24 protein-coding genes, 4 tRNA genes and 2 pseudogenes are annotated in these 23,362 nt (G+C 70.1%); 20 read left to right on the forward strand and 10 right to left on the reverse strand.

From position 1 onward, the window contains the following. Positions 1-201: 201 nt before the first annotated feature. Positions 202-513: an NAD(P) transhydrogenase subunit alpha part 2 gene (locus K6753_RS03580; RefSeq protein ID WP_223674793.1), complete on the forward strand. Its 312-nt coding sequence runs from the start codon at positions 202-204 to the stop codon at positions 511-513. Further along, positions 510-1,943 carry an NAD(P)(+) transhydrogenase (Re/Si-specific) subunit beta gene (locus K6753_RS03585; RefSeq protein WP_223674794.1) on the forward strand — a complete coding sequence of 478 codons (1,434 nt, stop codon included), beginning with the start codon at positions 510-512 and terminating at the stop codon, positions 1,941-1,943. Before K6753_RS03580 ends, K6753_RS03585 begins: the two co-directional genes overlap by 4 nt. Positions 1,944-1,958: 15 nt before the next feature. Here K6753_RS03585 and K6753_RS03590 read toward each other — a convergent pair whose 3' ends face one another. Continuing rightward, positions 1,959-2,339: a hypothetical protein gene (locus tag K6753_RS03590; RefSeq protein WP_223674795.1), complete on the reverse strand. Its 381-nt coding sequence runs from the start codon at positions 2,337-2,339 to the stop codon at positions 1,959-1,961. 164 nt (positions 2,340-2,503) lie between these two features. Here K6753_RS03590 and sufT point away from each other — a divergent pair, with 164 nt between their 5' ends. The 3 genes and pseudogenes from sufT to K6753_RS14745 all read left to right on the forward strand — a co-directional run. Continuing rightward, complete coding sequence (gene sufT, locus K6753_RS03595; RefSeq protein WP_223674796.1) at positions 2,504-3,058, forward strand: putative Fe-S cluster assembly protein SufT; 555 nt, start codon at positions 2,504-2,506, stop codon at positions 3,056-3,058. 366 nt (positions 3,059-3,424) lie between these two features. Beyond that, positions 3,425-5,134: pseudogene (locus tag K6753_RS03600) on the forward strand (S8 family peptidase); the annotation flags it as partial. 135 nt (positions 5,135-5,269) lie between these two features. After that, positions 5,270-5,500, forward strand: a pseudogene (locus K6753_RS14745) (proprotein convertase P-domain-containing protein); the annotation flags it as partial. Between the two features lie 210 nt (positions 5,501-5,710). On the opposite strand, the gene K6753_RS03610 reads toward K6753_RS14745, so the two are convergent. The 3 genes from K6753_RS03610 to wrbA form a co-directional block, all read right to left on the reverse strand. Beyond that, positions 5,711-6,199 carry an asparaginase domain-containing protein gene (locus K6753_RS03610; RefSeq protein ID WP_223674797.1) on the reverse strand — a complete coding sequence of 163 codons (489 nt, stop codon included), beginning with the start codon at positions 6,197-6,199 and terminating at the stop codon, positions 5,711-5,713. Positions 6,200-6,264: 65 nt separating this feature from the next. Next, on the reverse strand, positions 6,265-6,624 hold the full coding sequence (locus K6753_RS03615; RefSeq protein ID WP_223674798.1) for a DUF2069 domain-containing protein: 360 nt from the start codon (positions 6,622-6,624) through the stop codon (positions 6,265-6,267). Beyond that, positions 6,621-7,211: an NAD(P)H:quinone oxidoreductase gene (gene wrbA, locus K6753_RS03620; protein ID WP_223674799.1), complete on the reverse strand. Its 591-nt coding sequence runs from the start codon at positions 7,209-7,211 to the stop codon at positions 6,621-6,623. Before wrbA ends, K6753_RS03615 begins: the two co-directional genes overlap by 4 nt. Positions 7,212-7,290: 79 nt before the next feature. Here wrbA and K6753_RS03625 point away from each other — a divergent pair, with 79 nt between their 5' ends. From K6753_RS03625 to yccX, 3 genes are read left to right on the forward strand one after another with little or no spacing between them, the layout of a single operon-like run. After that, entirely contained in the window at positions 7,291-8,559 is a 1,269-nt protein-coding gene (locus K6753_RS03625; protein WP_223674800.1) for a YihY family inner membrane protein, read from the forward strand. A gap of 2 nt (positions 8,560-8,561) precedes the next feature. After that, positions 8,562-9,179, forward strand: coding sequence for a TlpA family protein disulfide reductase (locus tag K6753_RS03630; RefSeq protein WP_223674801.1), 618 nt, complete (start codon positions 8,562-8,564; stop codon positions 9,177-9,179). Further along, complete coding sequence (yccX, locus tag K6753_RS03635; RefSeq protein WP_223674802.1) at positions 9,176-9,451, forward strand: acylphosphatase; 276 nt, start codon at positions 9,176-9,178, stop codon at positions 9,449-9,451. The genes K6753_RS03630 and yccX overlap by 4 nt, the downstream gene beginning before the upstream one ends. Before the next feature lie 35 nt (positions 9,452-9,486). Here yccX and K6753_RS03640 read toward each other — a convergent pair whose 3' ends face one another. The 6 genes from K6753_RS03640 to hemA form a co-directional block, all read right to left on the reverse strand. Beyond that, positions 9,487-9,996, reverse strand: a complete 510-nt coding sequence (locus K6753_RS03640; RefSeq protein ID WP_223674803.1) for a GNAT family N-acetyltransferase — start codon at positions 9,994-9,996, stop codon at positions 9,487-9,489. Between the two features lie 14 nt (positions 9,997-10,010). Further along, complete coding sequence (gene moaB / locus K6753_RS03645; protein ID WP_223674804.1) at positions 10,011-10,532, reverse strand: molybdenum cofactor biosynthesis protein B; 522 nt, start codon at positions 10,530-10,532, stop codon at positions 10,011-10,013. Positions 10,533-10,731: 199 nt separating this feature from the next. Then, positions 10,732-12,414, reverse strand: coding sequence for an O-linked N-acetylglucosamine transferase, SPINDLY family protein (locus K6753_RS03650; protein WP_223674805.1), 1,683 nt, complete (start codon positions 12,412-12,414; stop codon positions 10,732-10,734). A gap of 8 nt (positions 12,415-12,422) precedes the next feature. Then, the gene (locus tag K6753_RS03655; RefSeq protein ID WP_223674806.1) at positions 12,423-12,878 is read right to left on the reverse strand and encodes a GNAT family N-acetyltransferase; all 456 of its coding nucleotides are present in this window, start codon (positions 12,876-12,878) and stop codon (positions 12,423-12,425) included. Between the two features lie 33 nt (positions 12,879-12,911). Then, on the reverse strand, positions 12,912-13,997 hold the full coding sequence (gene prfA, locus K6753_RS03660) for a peptide chain release factor 1 (RefSeq protein WP_223674807.1): 1,086 nt from the start codon (positions 13,995-13,997) through the stop codon (positions 12,912-12,914). Between the two features lie 63 nt (positions 13,998-14,060). After that, positions 14,061-15,344 (reverse strand): glutamyl-tRNA reductase, encoded by a 1,284-nt coding sequence (gene hemA, locus K6753_RS03665; RefSeq protein ID WP_223674808.1) that lies wholly within the window; start codon positions 15,342-15,344, stop codon positions 14,061-14,063. Positions 15,345-15,460: 116 nt separating this feature from the next. Here hemA and K6753_RS03670 point away from each other — a divergent pair, with 116 nt between their 5' ends. The 12 genes from K6753_RS03670 to K6753_RS03725 all read left to right on the forward strand — a co-directional run. Then, on the forward strand, positions 15,461-17,125 hold the full coding sequence (locus tag K6753_RS03670) for a tetratricopeptide repeat protein (protein WP_425492051.1): 1,665 nt from the start codon (positions 15,461-15,463) through the stop codon (positions 17,123-17,125). Positions 17,126-17,133: 8 nt separating this feature from the next. Then, positions 17,134-17,805 (forward strand): lipoprotein insertase outer membrane protein LolB, encoded by a 672-nt coding sequence (gene lolB / locus K6753_RS03675; protein WP_223674809.1) that lies wholly within the window; start codon positions 17,134-17,136, stop codon positions 17,803-17,805. Beyond that, positions 17,802-18,728, forward strand: coding sequence for a 4-(cytidine 5'-diphospho)-2-C-methyl-D-erythritol kinase (gene ispE / locus K6753_RS03680; RefSeq protein WP_223674810.1), 927 nt, complete (start codon positions 17,802-17,804; stop codon positions 18,726-18,728). The genes lolB and ispE overlap by 4 nt, the downstream gene beginning before the upstream one ends. A 95-nt stretch (positions 18,729-18,823) precedes the next feature. Next, positions 18,824-18,900 (forward strand) — tRNA-Gln (locus K6753_RS03685). A gap of 62 nt (positions 18,901-18,962) precedes the next feature. Further along, positions 18,963-19,922: a ribose-phosphate diphosphokinase gene (locus tag K6753_RS03690; RefSeq protein WP_223674811.1), complete on the forward strand. Its 960-nt coding sequence runs from the start codon at positions 18,963-18,965 to the stop codon at positions 19,920-19,922. Positions 19,923-20,026: 104 nt separating this feature from the next. Further along, a complete protein-coding gene (locus K6753_RS03695; protein WP_223674812.1) occupies positions 20,027-20,683 on the forward strand; it encodes a 50S ribosomal protein L25/general stress protein Ctc in 657 nt (218 codons plus the stop codon). A gap of 63 nt (positions 20,684-20,746) precedes the next feature. Then, complete coding sequence (gene pth / locus K6753_RS03700; protein ID WP_223674813.1) at positions 20,747-21,328, forward strand: aminoacyl-tRNA hydrolase; 582 nt, start codon at positions 20,747-20,749, stop codon at positions 21,326-21,328. 74 nt (positions 21,329-21,402) lie between these two features. After that, positions 21,403-22,494: a redox-regulated ATPase YchF gene (gene ychF, locus K6753_RS03705; protein ID WP_223674814.1), complete on the forward strand. Its 1,092-nt coding sequence runs from the start codon at positions 21,403-21,405 to the stop codon at positions 22,492-22,494. A gap of 84 nt (positions 22,495-22,578) precedes the next feature. Beyond that, a tRNA-Tyr gene (locus K6753_RS03710) sits at positions 22,579-22,664 on the forward strand. A gap of 81 nt (positions 22,665-22,745) precedes the next feature. Then, positions 22,746-22,819 (forward strand) — tRNA-Gly (locus tag K6753_RS03715). Between the two features lie 36 nt (positions 22,820-22,855). After that, positions 22,856-22,931 (forward strand) — tRNA-Thr (locus tag K6753_RS03720). A gap of 52 nt (positions 22,932-22,983) precedes the next feature. Beyond that, on the forward strand, positions 22,984-23,362 hold a 379-nt coding region (locus K6753_RS03725), incomplete at its 3' end, for a GTP-binding protein (RefSeq protein WP_223674815.1).

Below are 23,362 nucleotides of genomic sequence, written 5' to 3' on the forward strand. Positions count from 1 at the left end.
GATGGCCATGCCCCCGTGTTTGCAACTCGGATCGTGTCCATCCCGCACTGTCCCTGCCGAAGCGCCGCCACCCGGCTGCAAGCGTGGATAACGCACGTCGCTGCCCCCGGTTGACACCCCTTGGCGGCATTCAGGCCGCGGTTATGATGCCGGCATGCGTGAACCACCCTGCGCATGTCCGCGTGATGCACCGGAGGCGAGATGATCGAAGGCCTGGATGCGCTGTACATCTTCATGCTGGCCGCGGTGGCCGGCCACGTGATCATCTCGCGGGTGCCGGTGATCCTGCACACGCCCCTCATGTCCGGGTCGAACTTCATCCACGGCATCGTGCTGGTCGGGGCGATGGTGGTGCTGGGGCATGCCGACACGACGGCCGAAAAGGTCGTCGGCTTCATCGCGGTGCTGCTGGGCGCGGGCAACGCCGCCGGCGGTTACGTGGTGACCGAACGGATGCTGGAGATGTTCAAGTCCAGCCGCAAACCCGCCGCCAAGCCCGGAGACAAGGCGTGAGCGGGGCGGTGTTGCTGGCCAGTGCCAGCTACCTCGTTGCCGCCACGCTGTTCCTGCTCGGCCTGCAGCGCATGGCCTCGCCGGCGACCGCGCGAAGCGGCATCCAGTGGGCCGGCTGGGGCATGTTGATCGCCACGGCGGCCACGTTCCTGCTGCCGGGGCTGCACAACCTCGAGCTGATCGTGATCGCGCTGGTACTGGGCACGGTGCTGGCCTGGGTGTCGGGCAAGCGCGTGGCCATTACGGACATGCCCCAGATGGTGGCGCTCTACAACGGCATGGGCGGCGGCTCGGCGGCGGCGATCGGTGCGGTCGAACTGTTGCGCTGGTCCGCGGCCAGACAGAGCGACGTGGCCCTGCGCGGCCTGCAACCGGACCTCGCCGCCTTCCAGCCGTCGATCGTGACGGTGCTGCTGGCCGTGCTGGGCGGGGCGATCGGCGCGGTGGCGCTGTCGGGCTCCGTGATCGCATGGGCCAAGCTCGACGGCCGTCTCGACCGGCGGGTGGTGTTCCCGGGCCAGCAATGGTTCAACGGCGCGGTGTTCGTGGCCATGGTGGTCGCCGGTGGTATCGCCGTGCAGACGCTGGACCTCACGGCGATCATCGTGTTCTTCGCACTGGCATTGGCGCTGGGCGTGCTGATGACGCTGCCGATCGGCGGCGCGGACATGCCGGTCGTGATCTCGCTGTACAACGCGCTGACGGGCCTGGCGGTGGCGTTCGAGGGCTACGTGCTGGGCAACCCGGCGCTGATCATCGCCGGCACCATGGTCGGCGCCGCGGGCATGCTGCTGACGCGGTTGATGGCCAAGGCGATGAACCGCTCGGTCAAGAGCGTGCTGTTCTCCAATTTCGGGGGCGGCGGTACGGCACAGGAGATCGCCGGCAGCCAGAAGCCGATCGAGGCCGCGGACGTGGCGGCGATGATGGCCTTCGCCGAGCGTGTCGTGATCGTGCCCGGCTACGGCATGGCCGTGGCGCAGGCGCAGCACAAGATATGGGAACTCACCCAGCGGCTGGTCGAGCGCGGGGTGAAGGTGAAGTTCGCCATCCACCCGGTGGCCGGCCGCATGCCCGGCCACATGAACGTGCTGCTGGCCGAGGCGGGCGTGCCCTACGACCTGATCGCCGACATGGACGACATCAACCCGGAGTTCGTCACCACCGACGTGTCGCTGGTGATCGGCGCCAATGACGTGGTCAATCCGGTGGCGAAAACCGACCCGGCCAGCCCGATCTATGGAATGCCGATCCTGGACGTGGTGAACTCGCGCAACACCATCGTCATCAAGCGCGGCAAGGGCACCGGCTTCGCCGGCATCGAGAACGCCCTGTTCTACGCCGACAACACGCGGATGCTGTATGGCGACGGCGCCGACATGGCCGCGGCGCTGGTCAGCGAACTCAAGGCGCTCGACGGCGGGCACTGAGCCCGCGACGCCAGGTCAGCGCGAGGCGACCGCCGCGACCACCAGCGCCACCGCGATCCACGCCAGGTCCGCGGCGCCGTTGGCCAGTTGCGCCAGCGTCCACGCCAGCCCGGAGCCGAGGCGCACCGCCGACTCCCACGGCTGCAGGCCCAGCATCGCGCCCAGGTGGGCTGCGATCAGCCACCAGTTGGCCAACGCAATGGCCGTCGCGGTGCCCACGACACCCAGCGCCAACCGCAGCGCGCCCGGGCGCCATCCGCCCAGGCGCAGGACCCAGGCGACATCGAGCGCGGCGACCACGGCCATCCAGCTGTGCTGGCGGCCGGTATTGGCTCCGAGCAGCACCCACACCGCAGCGAAGCCCAGCACTGCCACCGACAGCAGCAGCCACGACATCCAGCCGACACCACGCGCGGATCGGCGGGCCTCGGCGGGGCGGGGAACGGAGGCGGTCATGGACAGGGGGGGCAGTCTCGTCAGGGGCAGCGCGACAGGATAGCCGGCGTAGCCCGTTACAATGGCGGTCTTGTGCCCATCGGTGGCACCCCAATGTTTCCGGCATGTATTCCCGCAGCAGCGAACCCGTCCGATTCGAGCGCGATTGCGCCGCCGTACTCGTGCCCCAGGGTGAGGAGGTCAACCTCCCCGCCGGCAGCGTCGGCTACATCACGCAGGCGCTGGGCGGCAGCTACACCGTGTTCGTGGAGGGCAATCTGTTCCGCATCGCCGGGCGGGATGCCGACGCCATCGGCAAGGAGCCGCCCGAGCCGTTGCAGCTACCGGAAGGCGCGGACGACGAGGCGGTCGAACAGCTCGTCTGGAAGCAGCTGCGCACCTGCTTCGACCCCGAGATCCCGATCAACGTGGTCGACCTGGGCCTGGTGTACGAGGCCCGCGTATTGCCGACGGGCGAGGGCGGTCAGCGCACCATCGAGGTCAAGATGACCCTGACCGCGCCGGCCTGCGGCATGGGCGACATCCTCGTCGCCGACGTTCGCGACAAGCTGGAGATGATCCCGACGGTGGCGGAAGCGGACGTGGAACTCGTGTTCGACCCGCCGTGGAACCGCACGATGATGTCCGAATCGGCGCGTCTCGAGACCGGGATGCTCTGAGCGGCCAGCGCCGCACGCAGCACCTCCCGACGGCACCCCGAAGGCCCCCCATTCATGTCTCCGGCCAGCCGGTCGGAACGGGCGGCTGTTTGCCGGATCTGGCGGGAAGCGGCCTATGACCGCTTTACGGCCGAATCATGACTTTTGGCATGGCAATCCACAAAAATGAGACTTAAGTCACATTTTGAAGTGTGAAATTGCTGCGGCCGCAACTTGAACTTCACATGAACCGTCACGTAGCGTCGATGTCCTGACGCAACGCGTCAGTTCCTGCCGCCATGCCAGGGGCCAGAACGCTCCATCGGCCATGCCGGTTTTCGCCGCATCCAGCGGCACACATCACGAAAGTCTTCGGGGGTTTCACTGATGTCCAAGCACCATTCGGGTCTGCGCGTCCGCGCGCTGGCCGCAGCCACTACGCTCGCGCTCGCGTCCACCTCGGCCCTGGCCGCGGACCGGGTCAACATGGCCGGGCTGCAGTCCGCGCCGACCCACGACCGCTTCATCGTCAAGTACCGCGAGGGGAGCGCGCCGCAGACCAGCACGGCGTCGCTGAACACCGCGCTCAACCGCGCCGCCACCGCTGCCCGCGGCGGCAAGGCCTTGGGCCTGCAGCGCCTGCGTCGCATCGGCACCGGCGCCGACGTCGTCACGGCCAGCCGCAAGCTGGACCGCGTCGAGGCCGCCGCGCTGATGCGCCAGTTTGCCGCCGATCCGAACGTCGAGTACGTCGAGGTCGACCAGCTGCTGCAGCCGCTGTTGACCCCCAACGACCCGCGCTACAGCCAGCAGTGGGGCTACTTCAACGCCACCGGCGGCATCCGCGCCGACCAGGCGTGGGATGTCTCCACCGGCCAGGGCATCGTGGTCGCCGTGCTCGACACCGGCAGCACCAGCCACAGCGACCTCAACGGCAACACCATTGCCGGCTACGACATGATCAGCGACGCCACCGTTGGCGGTGACGGCAACGGTCGCGACAACAACCCGGCCGATCCGGGCGACTACTACCAGGGCCAGGGCTCCAGCTGGCACGGCACGCACGTGGCCGGTACGGTCGCGGCGCTTACCAACAACAACAACGGCGTCGCCGGCACCGCGTTCGGCGCCAAGGTGCAGCACGTGCGCGTGCTGGGCCGTGGCGGCGGTTACACCTCCGACATTGCCGACGGCATCATCTGGGCCTCGGGCGGCAGCGTCAGCGGCGTGCCGGCCAACCCGACCCCGGCCGAAGTCATCAACATGAGCCTGGGTGGCAGCGGCTCGTGCGGCACCACCACGCAGAACGCCATCAACGGCGCCATCTCGCGCGGCACCACCGTCGTCGTGGCCGCCGGCAACAGCAACGCCAATGTCTCGGGCTTCACCCCCGGCAACTGCAACGGCGTGATCTCGGTGGCTGCCACCGACATCAACGGCTCGCGCGCCAGCTTCTCCAACTACGGCTCGCTGATCGACGTGTCCGCGCCGGGCGTGAACATCCAGTCCACGCTCAACAGCGGCAGCCAGGGCCCGGGCTCGGAAAGCTACGCCAACTACAACGGCACCTCCATGGCCGCACCGCACGTGGCGGGCGTGGTCGCGCTGATGCAGGCCGCCGCACCGTCGCCGTTGACCCCGGCGCAGGTCGAGCAGGTCCTGAAGGACACCGCGCGCGCGCTGCCGGGCAGCTGCTCGGGCGGGTGCGGTGCCGGCATCATCAATGCCAAGGCCGCGGTGGATGCCGTCTCGGGTGGCAACCCCGACCCGGATCCGGATCCGGAGCCCGGCGACACCGTGCTGACCAAGGGCGTGGCCAAGACCGGCCTGTCCGCCAGCACCGGCAACTCGCTGAACTACACGATGGCCGTGCCGTCGGGTGCTTCCAACCTGACGTTCACCATGTCCGGTGGCACGGGTGATGCGGATCTCTACGTGCGGTTCGGCAGCGCGCCGACCGACACGACCTACACCTGCCGTCCGTACCTCAACGGCAACAACGAGACCTGCACCATCGCCGCTCCGAGCGCCGGCACCTACTACGTCCGCGTGAAGGCCTACTCGAGCTTCTCCGGCGTCAGCCTGGTCGGCAACTACGACACCGGCGGTGGTGGTGGCCAGCCGCAGACCTACACCAACAGCGGCGACTACACGATCTCCGACAACTCCACCGTCGAAAGCCCGATCACGGTGTCCGGCCGCAGCGGCAATGCCCCGAGCAGCGTGCCGGTGGCCGTCGACATCCGCCACACCTACAAGGGTGACCTGCGGGTGGACGTGGTCGCGCCGGACGGCTCGATCTACAACATCCACAACCGCTCCGGCGGCAGCGCCAACAACATCATCGGCACCGCGACGCTCAACCTCTCCAGCGAAGCTCTCAACGGCACCTGGAAGCTGCGCGTCAACGACAACTACAACGGCGACACCGGCTACATCAACAGCTGGAGCATCACGTTCTGATAGTGGTCTGATCGAACGGACTCGATCCGAGTCATCGCGACACCTTGGACCCCGGCTTCGGCCGGGGTCTTTTTGTGTCCGGGAATTGACGGAGCGGGTGGAGACGTCGGCCGGGGCGGCGGACGTCAGGCGACAGGAGACGGCGCTCTGTACGTGCCCATCAAGAAGCGTCGATTGGAGCGGGCGGGCGCGATGCCGCCGCCCGGAGGATCAGCCCAGCGCTTCGAACCGGTTGGCGTCGACGTTCTTGCGCACCTTGGCCGGGTCCCAGATGCGGCCGTTCATGGCGATGTAGACGCCGGCGGGGAGCGACTGGACCGCACCGACCGCCGTGCCGATGTTGAACTCGGCATCCGAGCCGCGGAAGCGGGCCGGGTTGAGCGCGCCCGTCAGCACGATGGTCTTGCCAGGGATCGAGGCCAGCACCTTGGCGGTCTCGACCATGCTGTCGGTGCCGTGCGTCACCAGCACGTGGCGTGCGGGCTGGGCGGCGATGGTCGCGCGCAGCAGTTCGCGGTCGGCATCATCCAGGTGCAGCGAATCCTTGCGCAGGATCGGGATCACGCTGTAGCGGAACGCCACGCCCAGCTCGTCGAGGATGCGGCCGATCTGAGGCTCGCCGACCTGGAAGTCGGACTTGTCGTCGAAGTAGATCTTGTCGATCGTGCCGCCGGTGGTGACGATGCAGAGCTGGTCCATGGAGTGCTGCGGCCGGTGCTTCGGGGAGGGCGTGGATTATAGGCCGCCGTCGGAAGCGCCGGCCCTCACGAACCTCGCCGTCCGAACCGCGCGTGCAGGCCGGGCCAACTGGCCGCGAACACGATGACCACCGCCAGCGCGGTTTCCAGCATTGCTAGCACGCGTTCGTCGGCGCTCGACCAGGCCGTCATCACGCCGTGGCAGAACCAGGCCAGCGCCAGCACCGCGGCCCAGAAGCCGGCCGTGCGCAGCCGCAGCGCCGTCGCGATGGCGAGCAGTGCGGGCGGCGCCGCGGTGAACGCCAGGACCGTCGTGCTGGCATCGTGCAGGGCGAACCACGCCACATACAGTGCCGCCAGCGCCACCAGCGATGCCACCAGCGTGAGGCGGGAGCCGCGGTAGGGCGTGACCGCGACGCCCGTCATGCGAGCCGCACCGCGATCTGCGCCACGCGTCGGCCCAGCGCGCGCGCCAGTTCGGCTTCGTCATCGCTGGGCTGCGGGTCGTCGCTGTCGCCGGCGACATGGCTGGCGCCATACGGCGTGCCGCCGTCGCGCGTGCGATGCAAGGCGGCCTCGGTGTAGGGAATGCCGACGATCAGGCAGCCGTGGTGCAGCAGCGGCACCTGCATGCTCAGCAGCGTCGACTCCTGCCCGCCGTGCTGCGTCGCCGTCGAGGTGAACACGCCGGCCGGGCGCCCCACCAGCGTGCCGCTGGCCCATTGCGCGCCCAGCCCGTCCAGCCAGTGCTTGAGCGGCGCGGCCATGTTGCCGAACCGGGTGGGGCTGCCGAGCAGCAGGCCCGCGCATTCGTCCAGGTCCCGCGGCTCGACGTACGGTGCACCGTCCTCGGGCACCGGCGGGGCGGCCGACTGGGTGACGGGCGCGACCGGAGGGACCGTGCGAACGCGCGCGGTCGCACCGGGCACTTCGCCCACGCCACGCGCGACCTGGCGCGCCAGCCGCGCCACCGAACCGCCGCGGCTGTAATAGAGCACCAGGATCTCGACCATTGCGACCTCCGCTTCAGGCCGGCAAGGATACCGCCGGGCACGACGTTGCCGGCCGGGACGATCGGTTAACCTCGGCCCGATGACGCCGCGCGACACCTTCAACCACCTGCACGACCGGCTGCGCGACCGCGCCCGGTTGACCACCTTCTACCGCTTCGTCGCGCGCCGCGTGCTCGACGACAACCTGTTCCAGGCCGCCGGCGCGCTGTCGTACACCACGGTGTTCGCCCTGGTGCCGCTGTCGATGGTGGTGTTTGGCGTGCTGGCCGCGTTCCCGGGCTTTGCCGACTGGAGCGATCGCCTCAGCGACTACATCTTCTCGAACTTCGTGCCGACGTCGGCGCGCTCGGTCGAAGGCGTGCTCAAGCAGTTCTCGGCCAATGCCGAGAAACTCACCGCGGCGGGCGTGATCGCGTTGCTGGTATCGCTGCTGATCACGCTCAACGGCGTGGAGACCACGTTCAACCGGATTTGGCGGGTCAAGGCGGCGCGTCCGAAGCTGGGCCGCTTCCTCGTGTACTGGACGGTGCTGACGCTGGGCGCGCTGATCGCAGCGGCCAGCCTCGCCATCTCGGCGCGGTTCTTCGCCATGGCCGTGTTCGACACCCAGGCCGGCCACCTGCTGGAAATCACGGTGCTGCGCGCCACGCCGATGGCGCTGGAATGGCTGGCGTTCGCGGCGATCTTCCGTGTCGTGCCGCACCGCACGGTCAAGTGGCGGCACGCGCTGGCGGGCGCCCTGCTGGCGACGGTGCTGTTCGAACTGGTGAAGTGGGCGCTGGGCGTTTACCTGGGCACGTTCGGGAACTACTCGCGGATCTACGGCGGCCTGGCGTTCGTGCCGATCTTCCTGCTGTGGGTGTTCCTGAGCTGGGTGGCGGTGCTGCTGGGCGCGTCGCTGGCGTCGGCGGTGTCGGCGTTCCGCTACCAGCCGGTCCACCTGCGCCTGCCCATCGGCTACGAGATGTACGGGCTGCTGCGCCTGCTGGCCCGCTTCCGCGAGGCGCGTCGCAAGGGCGAGGGCCTGCACACCGACCGCATCCAGCGGCTCGAACCGATCCTCACCGATGCGCTGGTGCAGGACATGCTGGCGCAGCTGGAGGAGATCGCCGTGGTCCGCCGCGCCGAGGACGGCGAGTGGTTGCTGGCGCGCGACCTGGACGAACTCACCATGGCCGAGCTGTACGAAGCCTGCCAGTTGCGCGTGCCGATCGCCGAGGTGCACCTGCCGTGCAAGGACGATCCACTGGGACACTCGGCGATCGAAGCCCTGGACGAACTCCGCATCCCGCTGCGCGCGCTGCTCAAGCGCCGCGTGGGCTCCATCCACGCCCCCGACGAGGACTGAGAATGCCGTCTGCAACCCGGGCCGTAGCCCCCCTGACCCTGGCGTGCGTGCTCGCACTGGCGCTCGTCGCCTGCGACCGGGGCGATGACGCCGCCACGCCCGCGGCCACCACCGATCCGGCCGCGGCCACGCCATCTGCCGAAGCGCCACCGGAGGAAGCGCCCGAGGCAGACGCCAGCGAGCCGGCCACGCCGCGACTAGCACTCCCGACGCTGGATGGAGCGACATACGACCTGGCCGACCACCGCGGCAAGTGGGTGGTGGTCAACTTCTGGGCGACGTGGTGCGCGCCGTGCCTGAAGGAAATGCCGGAGCTGTCGGCGCTGGACGCGATGAACGAACACATCGAGGTCGTCGGACTGGCCTACGAGGAGATCGACGACGCCGACATGCGCGCCTTCCTCGACAAGCACCCGGTGGTGTATCCCATCGCCGTGCTGGACGTGACCGCGCCGCCGGAGGACTTCGACACCCCGCGCGGACTGCCCATGACCTACCTGATCGCGCCCGACGGTCGAGTCGCGCACAAGGTGCTGGGCCCGGTGACGGCGCGCGAGATCGAGGAGGCGATCGCCGAGGCCGGTGGTCCGGCGCCGACCGGGGTAGAGGTCGAATCGTGAGCATCGCCCGCTTCCTCGTCAGCGGCCACGTGCAGGGCGTGTTCTTCCGCGCCAGCACCCGTGACACCGCGCAGGCACTGGGCCTTGAGGGCTATGCACGCAACCTGGACGACGGCCGGGTGGAAGTCGTCGCGCAGGGCAGCGAGGAAGCCATCGAAGCCCTGCGGGCGTGGCTGCACGAAGGCCCGCCGCAGGCACGCGTTGATCGGGTCGAGCGCGACTCGGGCACGCCCGATGACATGCCGGCCGAAGGACGCTTCCTGATCCGCTAGGGCGTGTGCGAAAGGACGGCGGCAACCGACGGCCGTCAGAACAGGCGTTGCCAGTACCCGACGTCGATCCACCGGTCCTGCTTGCGTCCGACCTGCTCGAAGTGCGCCACCTTGTGGAATCCCAGACGCTGGTGCAGCGCGATGCTGCGCGCATTGGGCAATGCGATGCCACCAATGACCGCGTGCATGCCGCCGGCGCGGATCGCGTCCAGCAGCGCGCCATACAGCGGCTGGCCGATGCCGCGGCCGACGGCGCCGGCATCCAGGTAGACGGTGGACTCGACCGTATGCCGGTATGCGCAACGCCCTTTCCAGCGCGAGGCGTAGGCATACCCGAGCGGCGCGCCGTCGGGTCCTTCGGCCAGCAGCCAGGGCAGCCCGGCGTCCAGGGTCTCCCGGATGCGTGCGGCCATGTCGCCGGCCGTAACCGCATCGGTCTCGAACGTCACGCAGGTGTTCAGGACGTAGTGGTTGTAGATGCGCGCCAGCGCCTCGCCATCATCGCTGCGTGCGGGACGGACGGAGGTGGCGCTGGCGATCGTCATGGGCGTGGGGTGCGTCAGCGTTCGCGCAGGCGCGGCCGCAGCGTGGCGAGGTTGCAGGGCCGGGTGCGCGCGTCCAGTTGCGCCTGGATGATGAGCTCCCACGCCGTGCGGCAGGCCGAAGTCGACCCGGGCAGCGCGAACACGAACGTGCCGTTGGCCAGCCCGGCGAATGTACGCGACTGCAGCGTCGACGTGCCGATCTCATCGAAGCTCAACGAACGGAACAGCTCGCCGAAACCCGGCATCTCCTTGTCGAGCAGCGGAAGCAGCGCCTCGGGCGTGGAGTCACGCCCCGTGAAGCCGGTGCCACCCGTGACCAGGATGCCGTCGATGCCATCGTCGGCGATCCACTGCGACACCTGCGCCCGCAGCCGGTAGCGGTCGTCGGGCAACAGCGCCCGACCCGCGAGCCGGTGGCCCGCCGCCCCCAGCGCCTGCACCAGGTAGTCGCCCGAGGTGTCCTCGGCCGCGGTGCGGGTGTCGGAGACGGTCAGCACGCACAGGTGCAGGGGGATGAAATCGCGTTCGGTACTCATGGCCCGAAGTGTACGGCGGGCACGCACCCCTGTAGGAGCGGCTTCAGCCGCGATCGCCAGAACGGCAACCTGTAGAAGCGACGTAAGTCGCGATGGGATCCACCGCCGACGCGACTCGACGACCGGTGGGAGGAGGAGCATCGCGACTTACGTCGCTCCTACAAGGGCTGGGCTCTTCAGATCGCGGCAGAAACCATGTCTACAGGGGCGCTGCGATGGCGTGCATCGCCTGGGCGAAATCCGCCGCGAAGCCGTCCATGTCGAACAGGCCACTCGCCTCGCGTCGCGCCACCAACTCCCCGCGTACCGCGGCCAGTGCGGCCGGATCGCGCGCCAGCTCGACCGCCCGCGCCACGAAGGCGGCATCGTCGACCACGTTCATCGATGCCATGCCCAGGTGGTGGTTGAGGCTGCCGGCCACGCGCGCCGCGAAGGTGTCGCCGGGCCGTGTCAGCACCGGGCACCCGGCCCACAACGCGTCGGACGCGGTGGTGTGGGCGTTGTAGGGCCCGGTGTCGAGGAACAGGTCGGCCTGCTGCAGCCGGGCGAGGTACTCGGCGTGGGGCTGCTTGGCCATGAACACGAGGCGCGCCGGATCGATGCCACGGGCCCGCGCGTGCGCCCGCAACCGGTCATCGGCCCGGCCCGGGCCCGACAGCAGCCACAGCACGCTGCCCGGCACCTGCCGGAGCACCGCAAGCGCCCGGTCGACGCTGGCCGGATTCAGCTTGTAGCTGTTGTTGAAGCAGCACAGCACGACGCCGTCGGCGGGCAGGCCGCACGCCTCGCGCGTGGCGGGCTGCGGCAGCGCGCGACGCGTGTCGGAGGGCTGGAAGCAGCGCGGCAGCCGCAGCACGCGCTCGCTGAAGTGCGGCTCCGGCGCCGGCGGCAGCACGAAGCCGTCGGCCAGCACCCAGTCGATCCACGGCGCGCCCGACGTGCCGGGGTACGCCAGCCAGTTGACCTGCACGCGCGCAGGACGCATGGCCAGCACCTCGGGCGCACCGCCGCCGCCCCAGCCCCGCAGGTCGACCAGCACGTCGATATCGGCTGCGCGGACGGCCGCGGCGACCTGCGCATGCGGATGGCCCGACACATCCACCAGTTGTGCCGCCGCACGCAACCGGCGGCGGATGGCGCCGCCGTCGTCGGCATTGAGTGCGAACAGGTGGACGTCGATGCCGTCAAGCGGCTGCAACGCCTCGAACATGGCCACCGTCAGCAGCCCGGTCGGGTGCGCGCCGAATCCGTTGGACAGGAAGCCGACCCGCAACGGCCCCGGTGTGCGCGCCGGTGCGGGCGGCAGCGGCCGCACCTGCCGCGCGAGCGCGGCGGCGCGCAGGCGCGCGCACTGCAGTTGTTCGGCCGGGGTGCCGTCCTCGCTCAGGAACGCGAACGGCTCCACCGCGCCCTGTCCACGGCGGACGGATTCGCGCACCTGCGCGGCCAGCCGGTCGAGGTCGCGCCAGTCGCACAGCTTCCGCCGCCAGGCCAGCAGGTAGGCGGCGACCTGCGGATCGCCGGGAAGCAGGGCGTGCGCGTGGGCGTAGGCCGCCAGCGCGGCCTCGGCTTCACCGACGTCCTCCAGCACGTGGCCCAGCCAAACCGCGATACCGGGATGGTCGGGTGCGTTCGCCGCGGCCATGCGCAGGCTGTCGGCCGCGTCCGAACGCCGCCCCTGCATCCATTGCGCGCGGCCCAGTCGGGCCAGCGCTTCGGGGTGGCCGGGCTGGAGTGCGAGTGCGCGCCGGCAGGCGGCCTCGCCGGCCGCGGCGTCGCCGGCGTCGAGTTCGTGTTCGGACAGCACGATCCACGCGATCGCATCGCCCGGGTTGGCCTGGAGGCGCTGGCGCAGGGCGGGGCGCGGGTCGCCGGGGGGCATCGCCGCGCTCATGCCGGGCGCAGGGCGCGGCGGAACCGGCGGGTGCCGTCGAACGGCGTCCAGCCCGTGGCTCGGTAGAGGGTCTGGGCGGCGCGGTTGTCGGGATCGGTTTCCAGTTCGAGCCGCAGCGCACCGTCGTCGCGCGCGAAGGCTTCGGCCGCCTCCAGCAGCGCGCGCGCCACGCCGCGCCGGCGGGCATGCGCCTCGACGAACAGGTCGTTGAGTACCCAGACGCGCGCCGCACTGACCGAGGAGAACATCGGATACAGCTGGACAAAGCCCAGCGCGCTTTCGGCATCCGCAGCGAGCAGCACCACCGAATCGGCCTTCGCAAGCCGGTCGGCGATGAACTCGCGCGACTGCTCCGGCGCGTCCTGGCCGGTATAGAACGCGCGGTAGCGGTCGAACAGCGGGGCGAGGGTGTCGAGGTCGGCGGTGCCGGCGCGGCGGATAGTCGTCTCCATCCGTGCAGCTTAAACGCCAGTGGCGAGCCGGCCTTACGCGTCGTGCGTAAGCCGGGCCAGTTCGTCGGCCTGGTGTTCCTGCTGCAGGCGCATGACGAGTGCGTCCAGGTCGCCGGTGAGCACGTTGGGCAGGTCGTACAGGGTCAATCCCTCCACGCGGTGGTCGGTGATGCGGCCCTGCGGGAAGTTGTAGGTGCGGATGCGCTGGCTGCGGTCGCCGCTGCCGACCTGCAGCTTGCGGGTTTCGGCCTGCGCCGCCGCGGCCTTGGCGGCCTGCGCGTCGGCCAGCATGGCGGCGAGGCGCTTCATGGCCTTGTCGCGGTTGGCGTGCTGGCTGCGCTCGGTCTGGCTTTCCACCACCACGCCGCTGGGGACGTGGGTGATGCGGATCGCCGAGTCGGTCTTGTTGACGTGCTGGCCGCCGGCGCCGGACGAGCGGAACGTATCCACCTTGAGGTCGGACGCGTTGAGCTCGATCGGCTCGCCCTCGGCTTCGACCGGGATGATGGCCACCGTCGCGGCCGAGGTGTGGATGCGGCCCTGCGACTCGGTTTCCGGCACGCGCTGGACGCGGTGGGTGCCGGATTCGAACTTCAGCCGCGAATACGCGCCGCGCCCTTCCACGCGCGCGATCACCTCGCGGAAGCCGCCGTGCTCGCCGGGGTTGGCGGATTCGACCTCGACCTTCCAGCCCTGCCGCTCGGCGTAGCGCGAGTACATGCGGAACAGGTCGCCGGCGAAGATCGCCGCCTCGTCGCCGCCGGTGCCGGCGCGCACTTCCAGGTAGATGTCGCCCTCGTCGCGCGGGTCGCGGGGCACCAGGTGCGCCAGCAATTGCGCGTCGAGCTCCTCGAGCCGCGTGGTGGCGGCCGCGATCTCTTCCTCGGCCAGCTCCCGCAGTTCAGGGTCGCTCCGCATCGCCTGCGCGGCGGCGAGGTCGTCGCGCGCGCGCGCCTCGTCGGCCAGCGCGGTGGCCAGCGGTTCGAGCTGCGCGAATTCGCGCGACAGGTTGCGGAAGCGGTTGGCGTCGGCCGCCACGCCCGGGTCGGCGAGCAGGCGTTCGAGCTCCTCGCGGCGTTCGGCGAGGGCTTCGAGTTTGCGGCGCAGGGTCGGGGTCATGGTCGGGGGCAGCGAATGGGGGAGTGGGAGATCGAACGCGGAGGAGCTGGATGCACCGCTTCCCTAATCCTCGTTCCCCGTTTCCCGGCCGCCCGGGAACAAGCGGTCCGCCGCGCGCGCCAGTTCCGTGTTGCCGGTCAGCGCCGCCTCGCGCAGCGCCACGGTGGGCGCATGCAGCAGCCGGTTGGTCAGCGTGTGGGCGAGGTAGTCGAGGACGGCCTCGGGCGACTCGCCCGCGGCCAGCTGCTGCCGCGCCTTCGCCAGCGTCTCGGCACGGGCCAGCTCGCCATGCGCACGCAGGCGCTTGAGCGGCTCGGTGCGCGTGCCGGCGGCCAGCGATTCGACGTAACGCGCCACCTGCAGTTCGATGATGGCCTCGGCTTCGGCGGCGGCCTCGCGGCGGCTGCGGCGGTTGTCCTCGATCGCCCGCTCCAGGTCGTCGACGGTGTAGACGAAGACGTCCTTCAGCTCGGCCACGTCGGCGGCGATGTCGCGCGGCACGGCCAGGTCCAGCAGCAGCATCGGGCGGTGGCGGCGCGCGGCGAGCGCCCCGGCCACCTGCGCACGCTGCAGGATCGGTTCGCGGCTGGCGGTAGCCGACAGCACGATGTCGGCCTCGTGCAGGTGCCTGTCCAGTTCGGTCAGCGGCAGCGCGACGCCACCGTGGCGCGTGGCCAGCTCCTGCGCGTGGGTCAGGGTGCGGTTGGCGACGAGCAACCGCTTGGCGCGCGCCTGCACGAGGTGGCGCGCGGCCAGTTCGACGGTCTCGCCAGCGCCGACCAGCAGCACGGTCGAATCCTCCAGCCGGGCGAACGACTCCTGCGCCAGCCGCACCGCGGCCGAGGCCACCGACACCGGGTTGGCGCCGATGCGGGTGTCGGTGCGCGCGCGCTTGGCGGTCGAGAATGCCTGCTGGAAAAGGCGGTCCAGCCGTCCGCCCAGCGTGCCGGCGGTGCGCGCGATCGCCCAGGCGTCCTTCACCTGCCCCAGGATCTGCGGCTCGCCCAGCACCAGCGAGTCCAGGCCCGTCGCCACCCGGAACAGGTGGCGCACGGCGTCGGCATCGCGGTGGCGGTACAGGTAGGCGTGCAGCCCTTGGCCGTCGTCCATGGCCGCGACGTCGCCCGGGTGGGTCGCCAGCCAGTCGGCCAGCGCCTGCCCGTCGTCGTCGGCCAGCGCGTAGATCTCGGTGCGGTTGCAGGTCGACAGCAACGCGGCCTCGCGCACCGGCGGCAGCGCACGCAGCGACGCCAGCGCGGCCGGCACGGCGTTGGCGGAAAACGCCACGCGTTCGCGCAGCCCGACGGGCGCGGTCTGGTGGTTGATACCGAGTACGAACAGGGTCACGAGGGAGGGGCAATTCCGTTCAGGCGCTTGCGATAAGCTGCTGGCCGCCGAAGCCCACATTCTACCGGCCCGGCCCGCCGCACCGAAGCGGTCGCACGGGCCGTCCGTCCCTGGTGATGCCGATGCCCCTGTCCCGACCCCGCGCCGCCGTGCTGGCGGCCGCCCTGCTCGCCGCGATCTCGATGCCGACGATGGCCGCGCCCGATCCCTTCGGGCGCGCGCTCGAGCCGCTGCTCCAGGCCGAGTTCGCGCTGCAGGCCGGCCGGCTGGACGAAGCCGCCAAGGGTTACCTGGAAGCGGCCGAAGCCGCGGGCGACCCGGTGCTGTCCGAGCGCGCCACACGCATCGCCCTGCTGGCCAAGGACGAGGAGCGCGCCGCGCGCGCCCTGGAGCTGTGGCGCGAGCAGGGCGGCGAAGGGGTCGATGTTCTGGCTGCCGAGGCCACCCTGGCAATGCGCCGCGGGCAGGACCGCGCCGCACGGCGCCACCTCCTGCGGCTCATGGCGACGCCGGACGGTTGGCGCCAGACGCTGGGCGTGCTCGGCGCCGGTGCCCGCGACCCCGAGCAGGCGGCCGAGCTGCTGGAGTACCTCATCGACCGCGACGCCATCCCCACCCAGTTGCAGGCGTGGCTGGCGTTCGGCGGTCTGGCGCAGCGCGTGGACGCGCCGGAGCTTGCCGAGCGCATCGTCGCCGAGGTCGTCGAGCGCTTCCCCGGCGAGCCGCGCGTGGCGCTGCTGCGCGCCAGCCAGTTGCGCGAGGCGGGCGACAAGGACAAGGCGCTGGAAGCGTTGGCCGCGATCGATGCGCAGGCCGAGCACGACGCCGACCTGCGCCTGTCGCTGGCCAGCGAGTACGACGCGCTGGGGGAACTGGGCCGCTCCGAGCGCACGCTCGCGCGGGGTCCGCAGGACGACCAGACCTACGCGCTGCGCGCCTCGCTGCTGGCGCGCGCGGAAGACAACGACGCGCTGAAGGCGTTGTACGGCGAACTGGCGCGAGACGCCGTGCGCCCGGATCCGCAGCGCCGGCTGCTGCTGGGGCAGGTGGCCGAATTCCTGGAGCTGCACGACGAGGCGCTGGAGTGGTACCGCGGCGTGCCCGGCGGCCCGCAGCGCTGGTTGGCGCAACTGCGTGCGACCAACGTGCTGCATGAGCTGGGCCGCGCCGACGAGGCCTATGCCGCGCTGGGCGATATCCAGGACGACGCCGAGGCACCCGAGACGGTGCGGCGCGACGCCTACCTGCTGGAGGCGTCGCTGCGGGAGAAGGACGGCCAGCCCGAGGCGGAGATGGATGCGTTCGCCCGTGCCTTGGCGGCCTTCCCCGACGAGCCCGAAGTGCTCTACGCGCGTGCGCTGACATACGAGCGCCGCGACGACATCCCGCGCGCCGAGGCCGACTTCCGCCGCATCCTGGTGGCCGAGCCCGACAGCGTCGCCGCGCTCAACGCGCTGGGCTACACGCTGGCCGACCGCACCGACCGGTACCAGGAGGCGCTCGAGCTCATCAACCGCGCCCGCGCCGCCGCGCCCGACAACGCCGCCATCATCGACAGCTACGGCTGGGTGCTCTACCGCCTCGGCCGGAACGAGGAAGCTCTGACCGAACTGCGCCGCGCCTATGCGCTGCAGAAGGACGCCGAGATCGCCGCCCACGTGGGCGAAGTGCTGTGGGTGATGGGCCGTCGCGACGAAGCGCGGCGCTATTTCGATGAAGCCCGAGAGATCGACCCCGACAACCGCGCCCTCAAGCGCGCCCTGGAGAAAACCGGCGCATGAAGCTCACGTTGCCCCGTTCCTTCCTGCGCATCGCAGTCCTCGCGGCCGTGCTCGTGTCCGCCGGCTGCGCCGTGCAGCCCAGGCGCGAGCCGTTGCCGCCCGCACTGGAGGCCGCCGCGCAGGCGCGCCAGGCCGAGCGCGAAGCCGCGCTCAGGCCGGTATCCGACTGGTCGTTGGAGGGCCGCATCGCGGTATCGAACGACGGCAAGGGCGGCAGCGGCCGGATCGACTGGACGCAGCGTGGGCAGGCGTACGCGGTGTCGCTCAGCGCGCCCGTGACCCGGCAGAGCTGGCGCCTGAGCGCCGGCCCCGACGGCGCGCGGCTGGACGGCGTCGAAGGCGGCCCGCGCAGCGGCCCGGACGCGCAGCAACTGCTGCTGGAGGCCACCGGTTGGGCGATCCCGGTCGGGGCGTTGTCGGACTGGGTGCGCGGCTTGCGCGCTGAAACCGCAGGCCCGGCCCGGATGGAATTCGGGGCGACCGGCCGCCTGGCGCGGCTGCACCAGGGCGGATGGGTCATCGACTACGTCTGGCCCGACGCCGCCGACGCATCAGCCGGGCCGGTGTTGCCGCGCCGGCTGGACGCCCGCCGGGGCGAGGCGCGCGTGCGGCTGCTGGTCGACACCTGGACGGGACACGAGTCGCTGGCCGACGGCACTGCGGCCACGCCGTCGCAATGACCTCCGATGCGGGCGGCCGCGGCCCCGCGCCGGTCGGTGTCGTGGGGGAGGACGGGTGGTCCTGGTGGCCGGCACCGGCCAAGCTCAACCTGTTCCTTCGCATCACGGGCCAGCGCCCCGACGGCTACCACGAGCTGCAGACCGTGTTCCGGCTGCTCGACTGGGGCGACCGCATCGGCCTGCGGGTCCGTCGTGATGACCAGATCGTGCGGCATGGACCCTCGGTTCCGGGCGTCGAGGCGCAGGACGACTTGGTGGTGCGAGCAGCCCAGCGGCTCCAATCGCACACTAATGTCGAGCAAGGTGTCGACATCGTCGTCGAAAAGATCATTCCTGCCGGTGGCGGATTCGGCGGTGGCTCGTCCGACGCTGCCACGGTGCTTCTCGCACTCGACCGGCTCTGGGGCTGCGGCCTAGGCATCGATGCGTTGGCGGGACTGGGCTTGGCGCTTGGCGCGGACGTGCCGGTGTTCGTCCGGGGCGAAAACGCCTGGGCCGAGGGGGTGGGTGAGCGGCTGACCCCCATCGAGCTGCCACCCGCGTGGTACGTGCTGGTCGATCCCCGGGTGCACGTGCCGACCGCCGCGCTGTTCCAAGCCCCTGAATTGACGCGGGATGCGGCGCCCGCGACAATATCCGACTTCGTTTCGGGCGTACCCCTCGGGAACGCGTTCGAGCCGGTGCTGCGCAGGCGCGAGCCTACCGTGGATGCCGCGCTGGCCGCCTTGTCGCGGGTTGGCGATGCGCGCCTGACGGGTTCGGGCAGCGGATGCTTCGCCGGGTTTGCGACGCAGGACGCGGCACAGGCCGCGCTGGCGTCGCTGCCGGCCGGCCTGAAGGCGTGGCTGGCGCCCGGTGCGGAGCGCTCGCCGCTGCTTGGCGCGCTCGCCACGTGGGACGAACACCGATTGCAGGCCTCCTGACCACCGGAGGCGACCGCGGTCCGCCGCGGTGGTTCGAAGGTCCGATGCCGGCCGCCGAGGGCGCCGCTTGGACGCTCGCGCCGGATACAAAACACAGGGGCGTCGCCAAGAGGCCTAAGGCACCAGGTTTTGATCCTGGCATTCGCAGGTTCGAATCCTGCCGCCCCTGCCACATGCTATGCCGGCCCAGCGCCGGTCCACCGCCACGGTCAGAGCGAAGCGGAGATCCACGACGTGCAGAACGATCGCAACCTGCTGGTGTTCAGCGGCAACGCCAACCGGCCGCTGGCCGAAGCGGTGTGCAAGGAATTGGGCATCCGGCTGGGCAAGGCGCTGGTCGGGCGGTTCTCCGACGGCGAGGTCCAGGTCGAGATCGAGGAGAACGTGCGCCGGCAGGAGGCGTTCGTCATCCAGCCGACCTGCGCGCCAAGCGCCGAGAACCTGGTGGAGTTGCTGGTGCTGGTGGACGCGCTCAAGCGCGCCTCGGTCAGCAACGTCACCGCGGTGGTGCCGTACTTCGGCTATGCCCGCCAGGACCGCCGCCCGCGCTCCTCGCGCGTGCCGATCACGGCCAAGGTCGCAGCCAAGATGTTCGGCGCGGTGGGCTGTGATCGCGTGCTGACCGTCGACCTGCACGCTGACCAGATCCAGGGCTTCTTCGACCTGCCGGTCGACAACGTCTATGCCTCGCCGCTGCTGCTGGCCGACATCTGGCGCGCACATGGCACCGACAACCTGATCGTGGTCAGCCCCGACGTCGGCGGCGTGGTGCGTGCCCGCGCGATCGCCAAGCGGCTGGACGACGCGGACCTGGCGATCATCGACAAGCGCCGCCCGCGCGCCAACGTCGCCACGGTGATGAACATCATCGGCGACGTCGCCGGCAAGACCTGCGTGCTGGTGGACGACATCGTCGACACCGCCGGCACGCTCTGCGCCGCCGCCGCCGCGCTGAAGGGGCAGGGCGCGCAGAAGGTCGTCGCGTACTGCACTCACCCGGTGCTGTCGGGCGCGGCCATCGACAACATTTCCAAGTCGCAGCTGGACGAGCTGGTGGTCACCGACACCATCCCTCTGACCGAGACGGCCCGCGGCTGCGGCAAGATCCGCCAGCTCAGCGTCGCCGAGCTGCTGGCCGAGACCATCCGCCGCATCGCCTTCGGCGAGTCGGTCAGCTCGCTCTACGTGGACTGACCGGCCCGGCAACGGTCGCGAACTCGAATTCGACTCACCTGGTCGCGGGTGAGTCACCCCACCGCCGCGAGGCGGAACAACGCTGTAAAAGTGAGTAACTCCAAATGTCCGAACACACCATCAAGGCCACGAGCCGCAATGTCGAGGGGAAGGGTGCGAGCCGCCGCCTGCGTCATGCCGCTTCGATCCCGGCCATCGTCTACGGCGGCAAGGCCGAGCCCATGCCGATCCAGCTCGAGCACGAGAAGATCTGGCTGGCCAGCCAGCACGAGTGGTTCTACGCCTCCATCCTGGACCTGGACATCGACGGCAAGGTCGAGAAGGTCCTGCTGCGTGACATGCAGCGCCACCCGTACAAGCAGCTGATCATGCACCTGGACTTCCAGCGCGTGGACGCCAAGCAGGCCATCCGCGTCGCGGTGCCGCTGCACTTCCTCAACGAGGACAAGTCGCCGGCCGGCAAGGCTGCCGACGTCGTGGTCACCCACGAGCTCAACGAGGTCCAGATCAGCTGCCTGCCGAAGGACCTGCCGGAGTTCATCGAGGTCGACCTGGCCGACCTGACCCTGGGCCAGACGATCCACCTGTCCGAGCTGAAGCTGCCCAAGGGCGTGGAAGTGCCGGAGCTGAAGCTGGGCAAGGAGCACGACGTCGCCGTCGTGGTCGCGCGCGCTGGCCGGGTCGAGATCGAAGAGACCCCGGCGGGCGAGGGCGAGTCGGCCGACGTGCCGGCCGCCAAGGTCGAGAAGGACGCCGAGTAAGCCGTCGCGGATCCGGACGCCCGCCTCGGTGGGCGCCCGGCCGCTGGCTTCGTGCTGCCTTCGATGACCGGCCTGCGCCTCATCGTCGGGCTCGGCAACCCCGGGCCCGAACACGCCAGAACCCGGCACAACGCCGGGTTCTGGTTTGTTGACGCCCTGGCCGAGCGCCTGGGTGGGCGTTTCGGGCTGGAATCCAAGCTGTTCGGCGAGACCTGCAAGGTCCACGTCGGCGGAGAGGCGGTGTGGCTGCTGAAGCCCGCCACCTTCATGAACCTGTCGGGCAAGTCGGTCACCGCGGCCCTGCGCTACTGGAAGATCGAACCCGAACAGGCCCTGCTGGCGCATGACGAACTGGACCTGCCGCCCGGCGCGGCGCGGCTCAAGTTCGACGGCGGCCACGGTGGCCAGAACGGCCTGCGCGACACCATCCGGCTGCTGGGCCACGCCCGGTTCCACCGGCTGCGCATCGGCATCGGCCATCCCGGCCACAAGGATCGCGTCACCCCGTGGGTCCTGGGCCGTCCCGGCCAGGCTGACGAGGCCTGCATCCACCGCGCGATCGACGACGCCATCGACGTGCTGCCGCTGGCGGTCGCCGGCGACTTCAACGAGGCGATGAAGCGGTTGCACACCAGCAAGGAATAGGGAATAGGGAATGGGGAAAGTGGGCCGCGGCCTCCATTCCCCATTCCCGATTCTCCATTCCCGGAATTGCATCCATGGGCATCAAATGCGGCATCGTCGGCCTGCCCAACGTCGGCAAGTCGACCCTTTTCAACGCGCTGACCAAGGCGGGCATCGCCGCGGCCAACTTCCCGTTCTGCACGATCGAGCCCAACGTCGGCGTGGTGCCGGTGCCCGACCCGCGGCTGAATGCGCTGGCCGAGATCGTCAAGCCGCAGAAGGTCATCCCGACCGCGGTGGAGTTCGTCGACATCGCCGGCCTGGTGGCCGGTGCGGCCAGCGGCGAGGGCCTGGGCAACAAGTTCCTGGCCCACATCCGCGAGGTCGATGCGATCACCCACGTGGTGCGCTGCTTCGAGAACCCGGACGTCATCCACGTCAACAACAAGGTTGATCCGATCGCCGACATCGAGACGATCGACACCGAGTTGGCGCTGGCCGACCTGGACTCCGTCGAGAAGGCGCTGCAGCGCGCCGAGCGCTCGGCCAAGACCGGCGACAAGGAGGCCAAGGTGCGCGTGGAGGTCCTGGGCCGCCTGGCCGCGGGCCTGGGCGAGGGCAAGCCGGTGCGCGCGCTGGGCCTGTCGGACGACGACAAGGCCGCCATCCGCGACCTGTTCCTGCTGACCGCCAAGCCGGTGATGTACGTGGCCAACGTGCTGGAGGACGGGTTCGAGAACAACCCGCACCTGGATGCCGTGCGTGCCCGCGCCACCACCGAGGGCGCCGAGGTGGTGCCGGTGTCGGCGGCAATCGAGGAAGAACTCAGCCAGCTCGACGACGCCGACCGCGACACGTTCCTGGCCGACCTGGGCCTGGACGAGCCGGGCCTGAACCGGGTGATCCGCGCCGCCTACAAGCTGTTGGGCCTGCAGACCTACTTCACCGCCGGTGTGAAGGAAGTCCGCGCCTGGACGGTGAAGGCCGGCTCGACCGCGCCGCAGGCGGCTGCCGTCATCCATACCGATTTCGAGAAGGGCTTCATCCGCGCCGAGACCATCGGCTACGACGACTACCTGCAGTACAAGGGCGAGGCCGGGGCCCGCGAGGCCGGGCGCCTGCGCCTGGAAGGCAAGGAGTACCGGGTCCAGGAGGGCGACGTCCTGCACTTCCGTTTCAACGTCTAGGTCGCCGCAGCGCGCCCGGTGGATCGCGGGTGTGAAAACCCGTTGACTTCCCGCCGGCGCGGCGCCAGAATTGCGGGCTCTTTTGGAGGGATACCCAAGCGGCCAACGGGGGCAGACTGTAAATCTGCTGGCTTACGCCTTCGGTGGTTCGAATCCACCTCCCTCCACCAGGAATTCGATGTAACGCGGTTCGCAGTACCCCGGTCGCCTTACCAGCCTCCGGTTGCAGTACCCAAGCAGGTCTGTCCGGCGCGGGAGTAGTTCAACGGTAGAACCTCAGCCTTCCAAGCTGATGGTGCGGGTTCGATTCCCGTCTCCCGCTCCATTGAACGCCGCGACGCGCCACCTGTTTGTACAACCTGCTCACGTAGCTCAGTCGGTAGAGCACCTCCTTGGTAAGGAGGAGGTCGCTGGTTCGATTCCAGTCGTGAGCACCAGATTCAAAAAGCACGCCTCCACCAACGCACACGCAAACCACGAGAAGCAGCCATGGCCAAGGGTAAGTTCGAGCGCACCAAGCCGCACGTGAACGTCGGCACGATCGGTCACGTTGACCACGGCAAGACGACGCTGACGGCGGCGCTGACGAAGGTGGGCGCGGAGCGTTTCGGCGGCGAGTTCAAGGATTACTCGGCGATCGACGCGGCGCCGGAAGAGAAGGCGCGTGGCATCACGATCTCGACCGCGCACGTCGAGTACGAATCCCCGACGCGCCACTACGCGCACGTGGATTGCCCGGGTCACGCCGACTACGTCAAGAACATGATCACCGGTGCCGCCCAGATGGACGGCGCGATCCTGGTGTGCTCGGCCGCTGACGGCCCGATGCCGCAGACGCGCGAGCACATCCTGCTGGCCCGCCAGGTGG

The organism is Novilysobacter selenitireducens (assembly GCF_020026895.1).
Lineage (GTDB): Bacteria > Pseudomonadota > Gammaproteobacteria > Xanthomonadales > Xanthomonadaceae > Lysobacter_C > Lysobacter_C selenitireducens.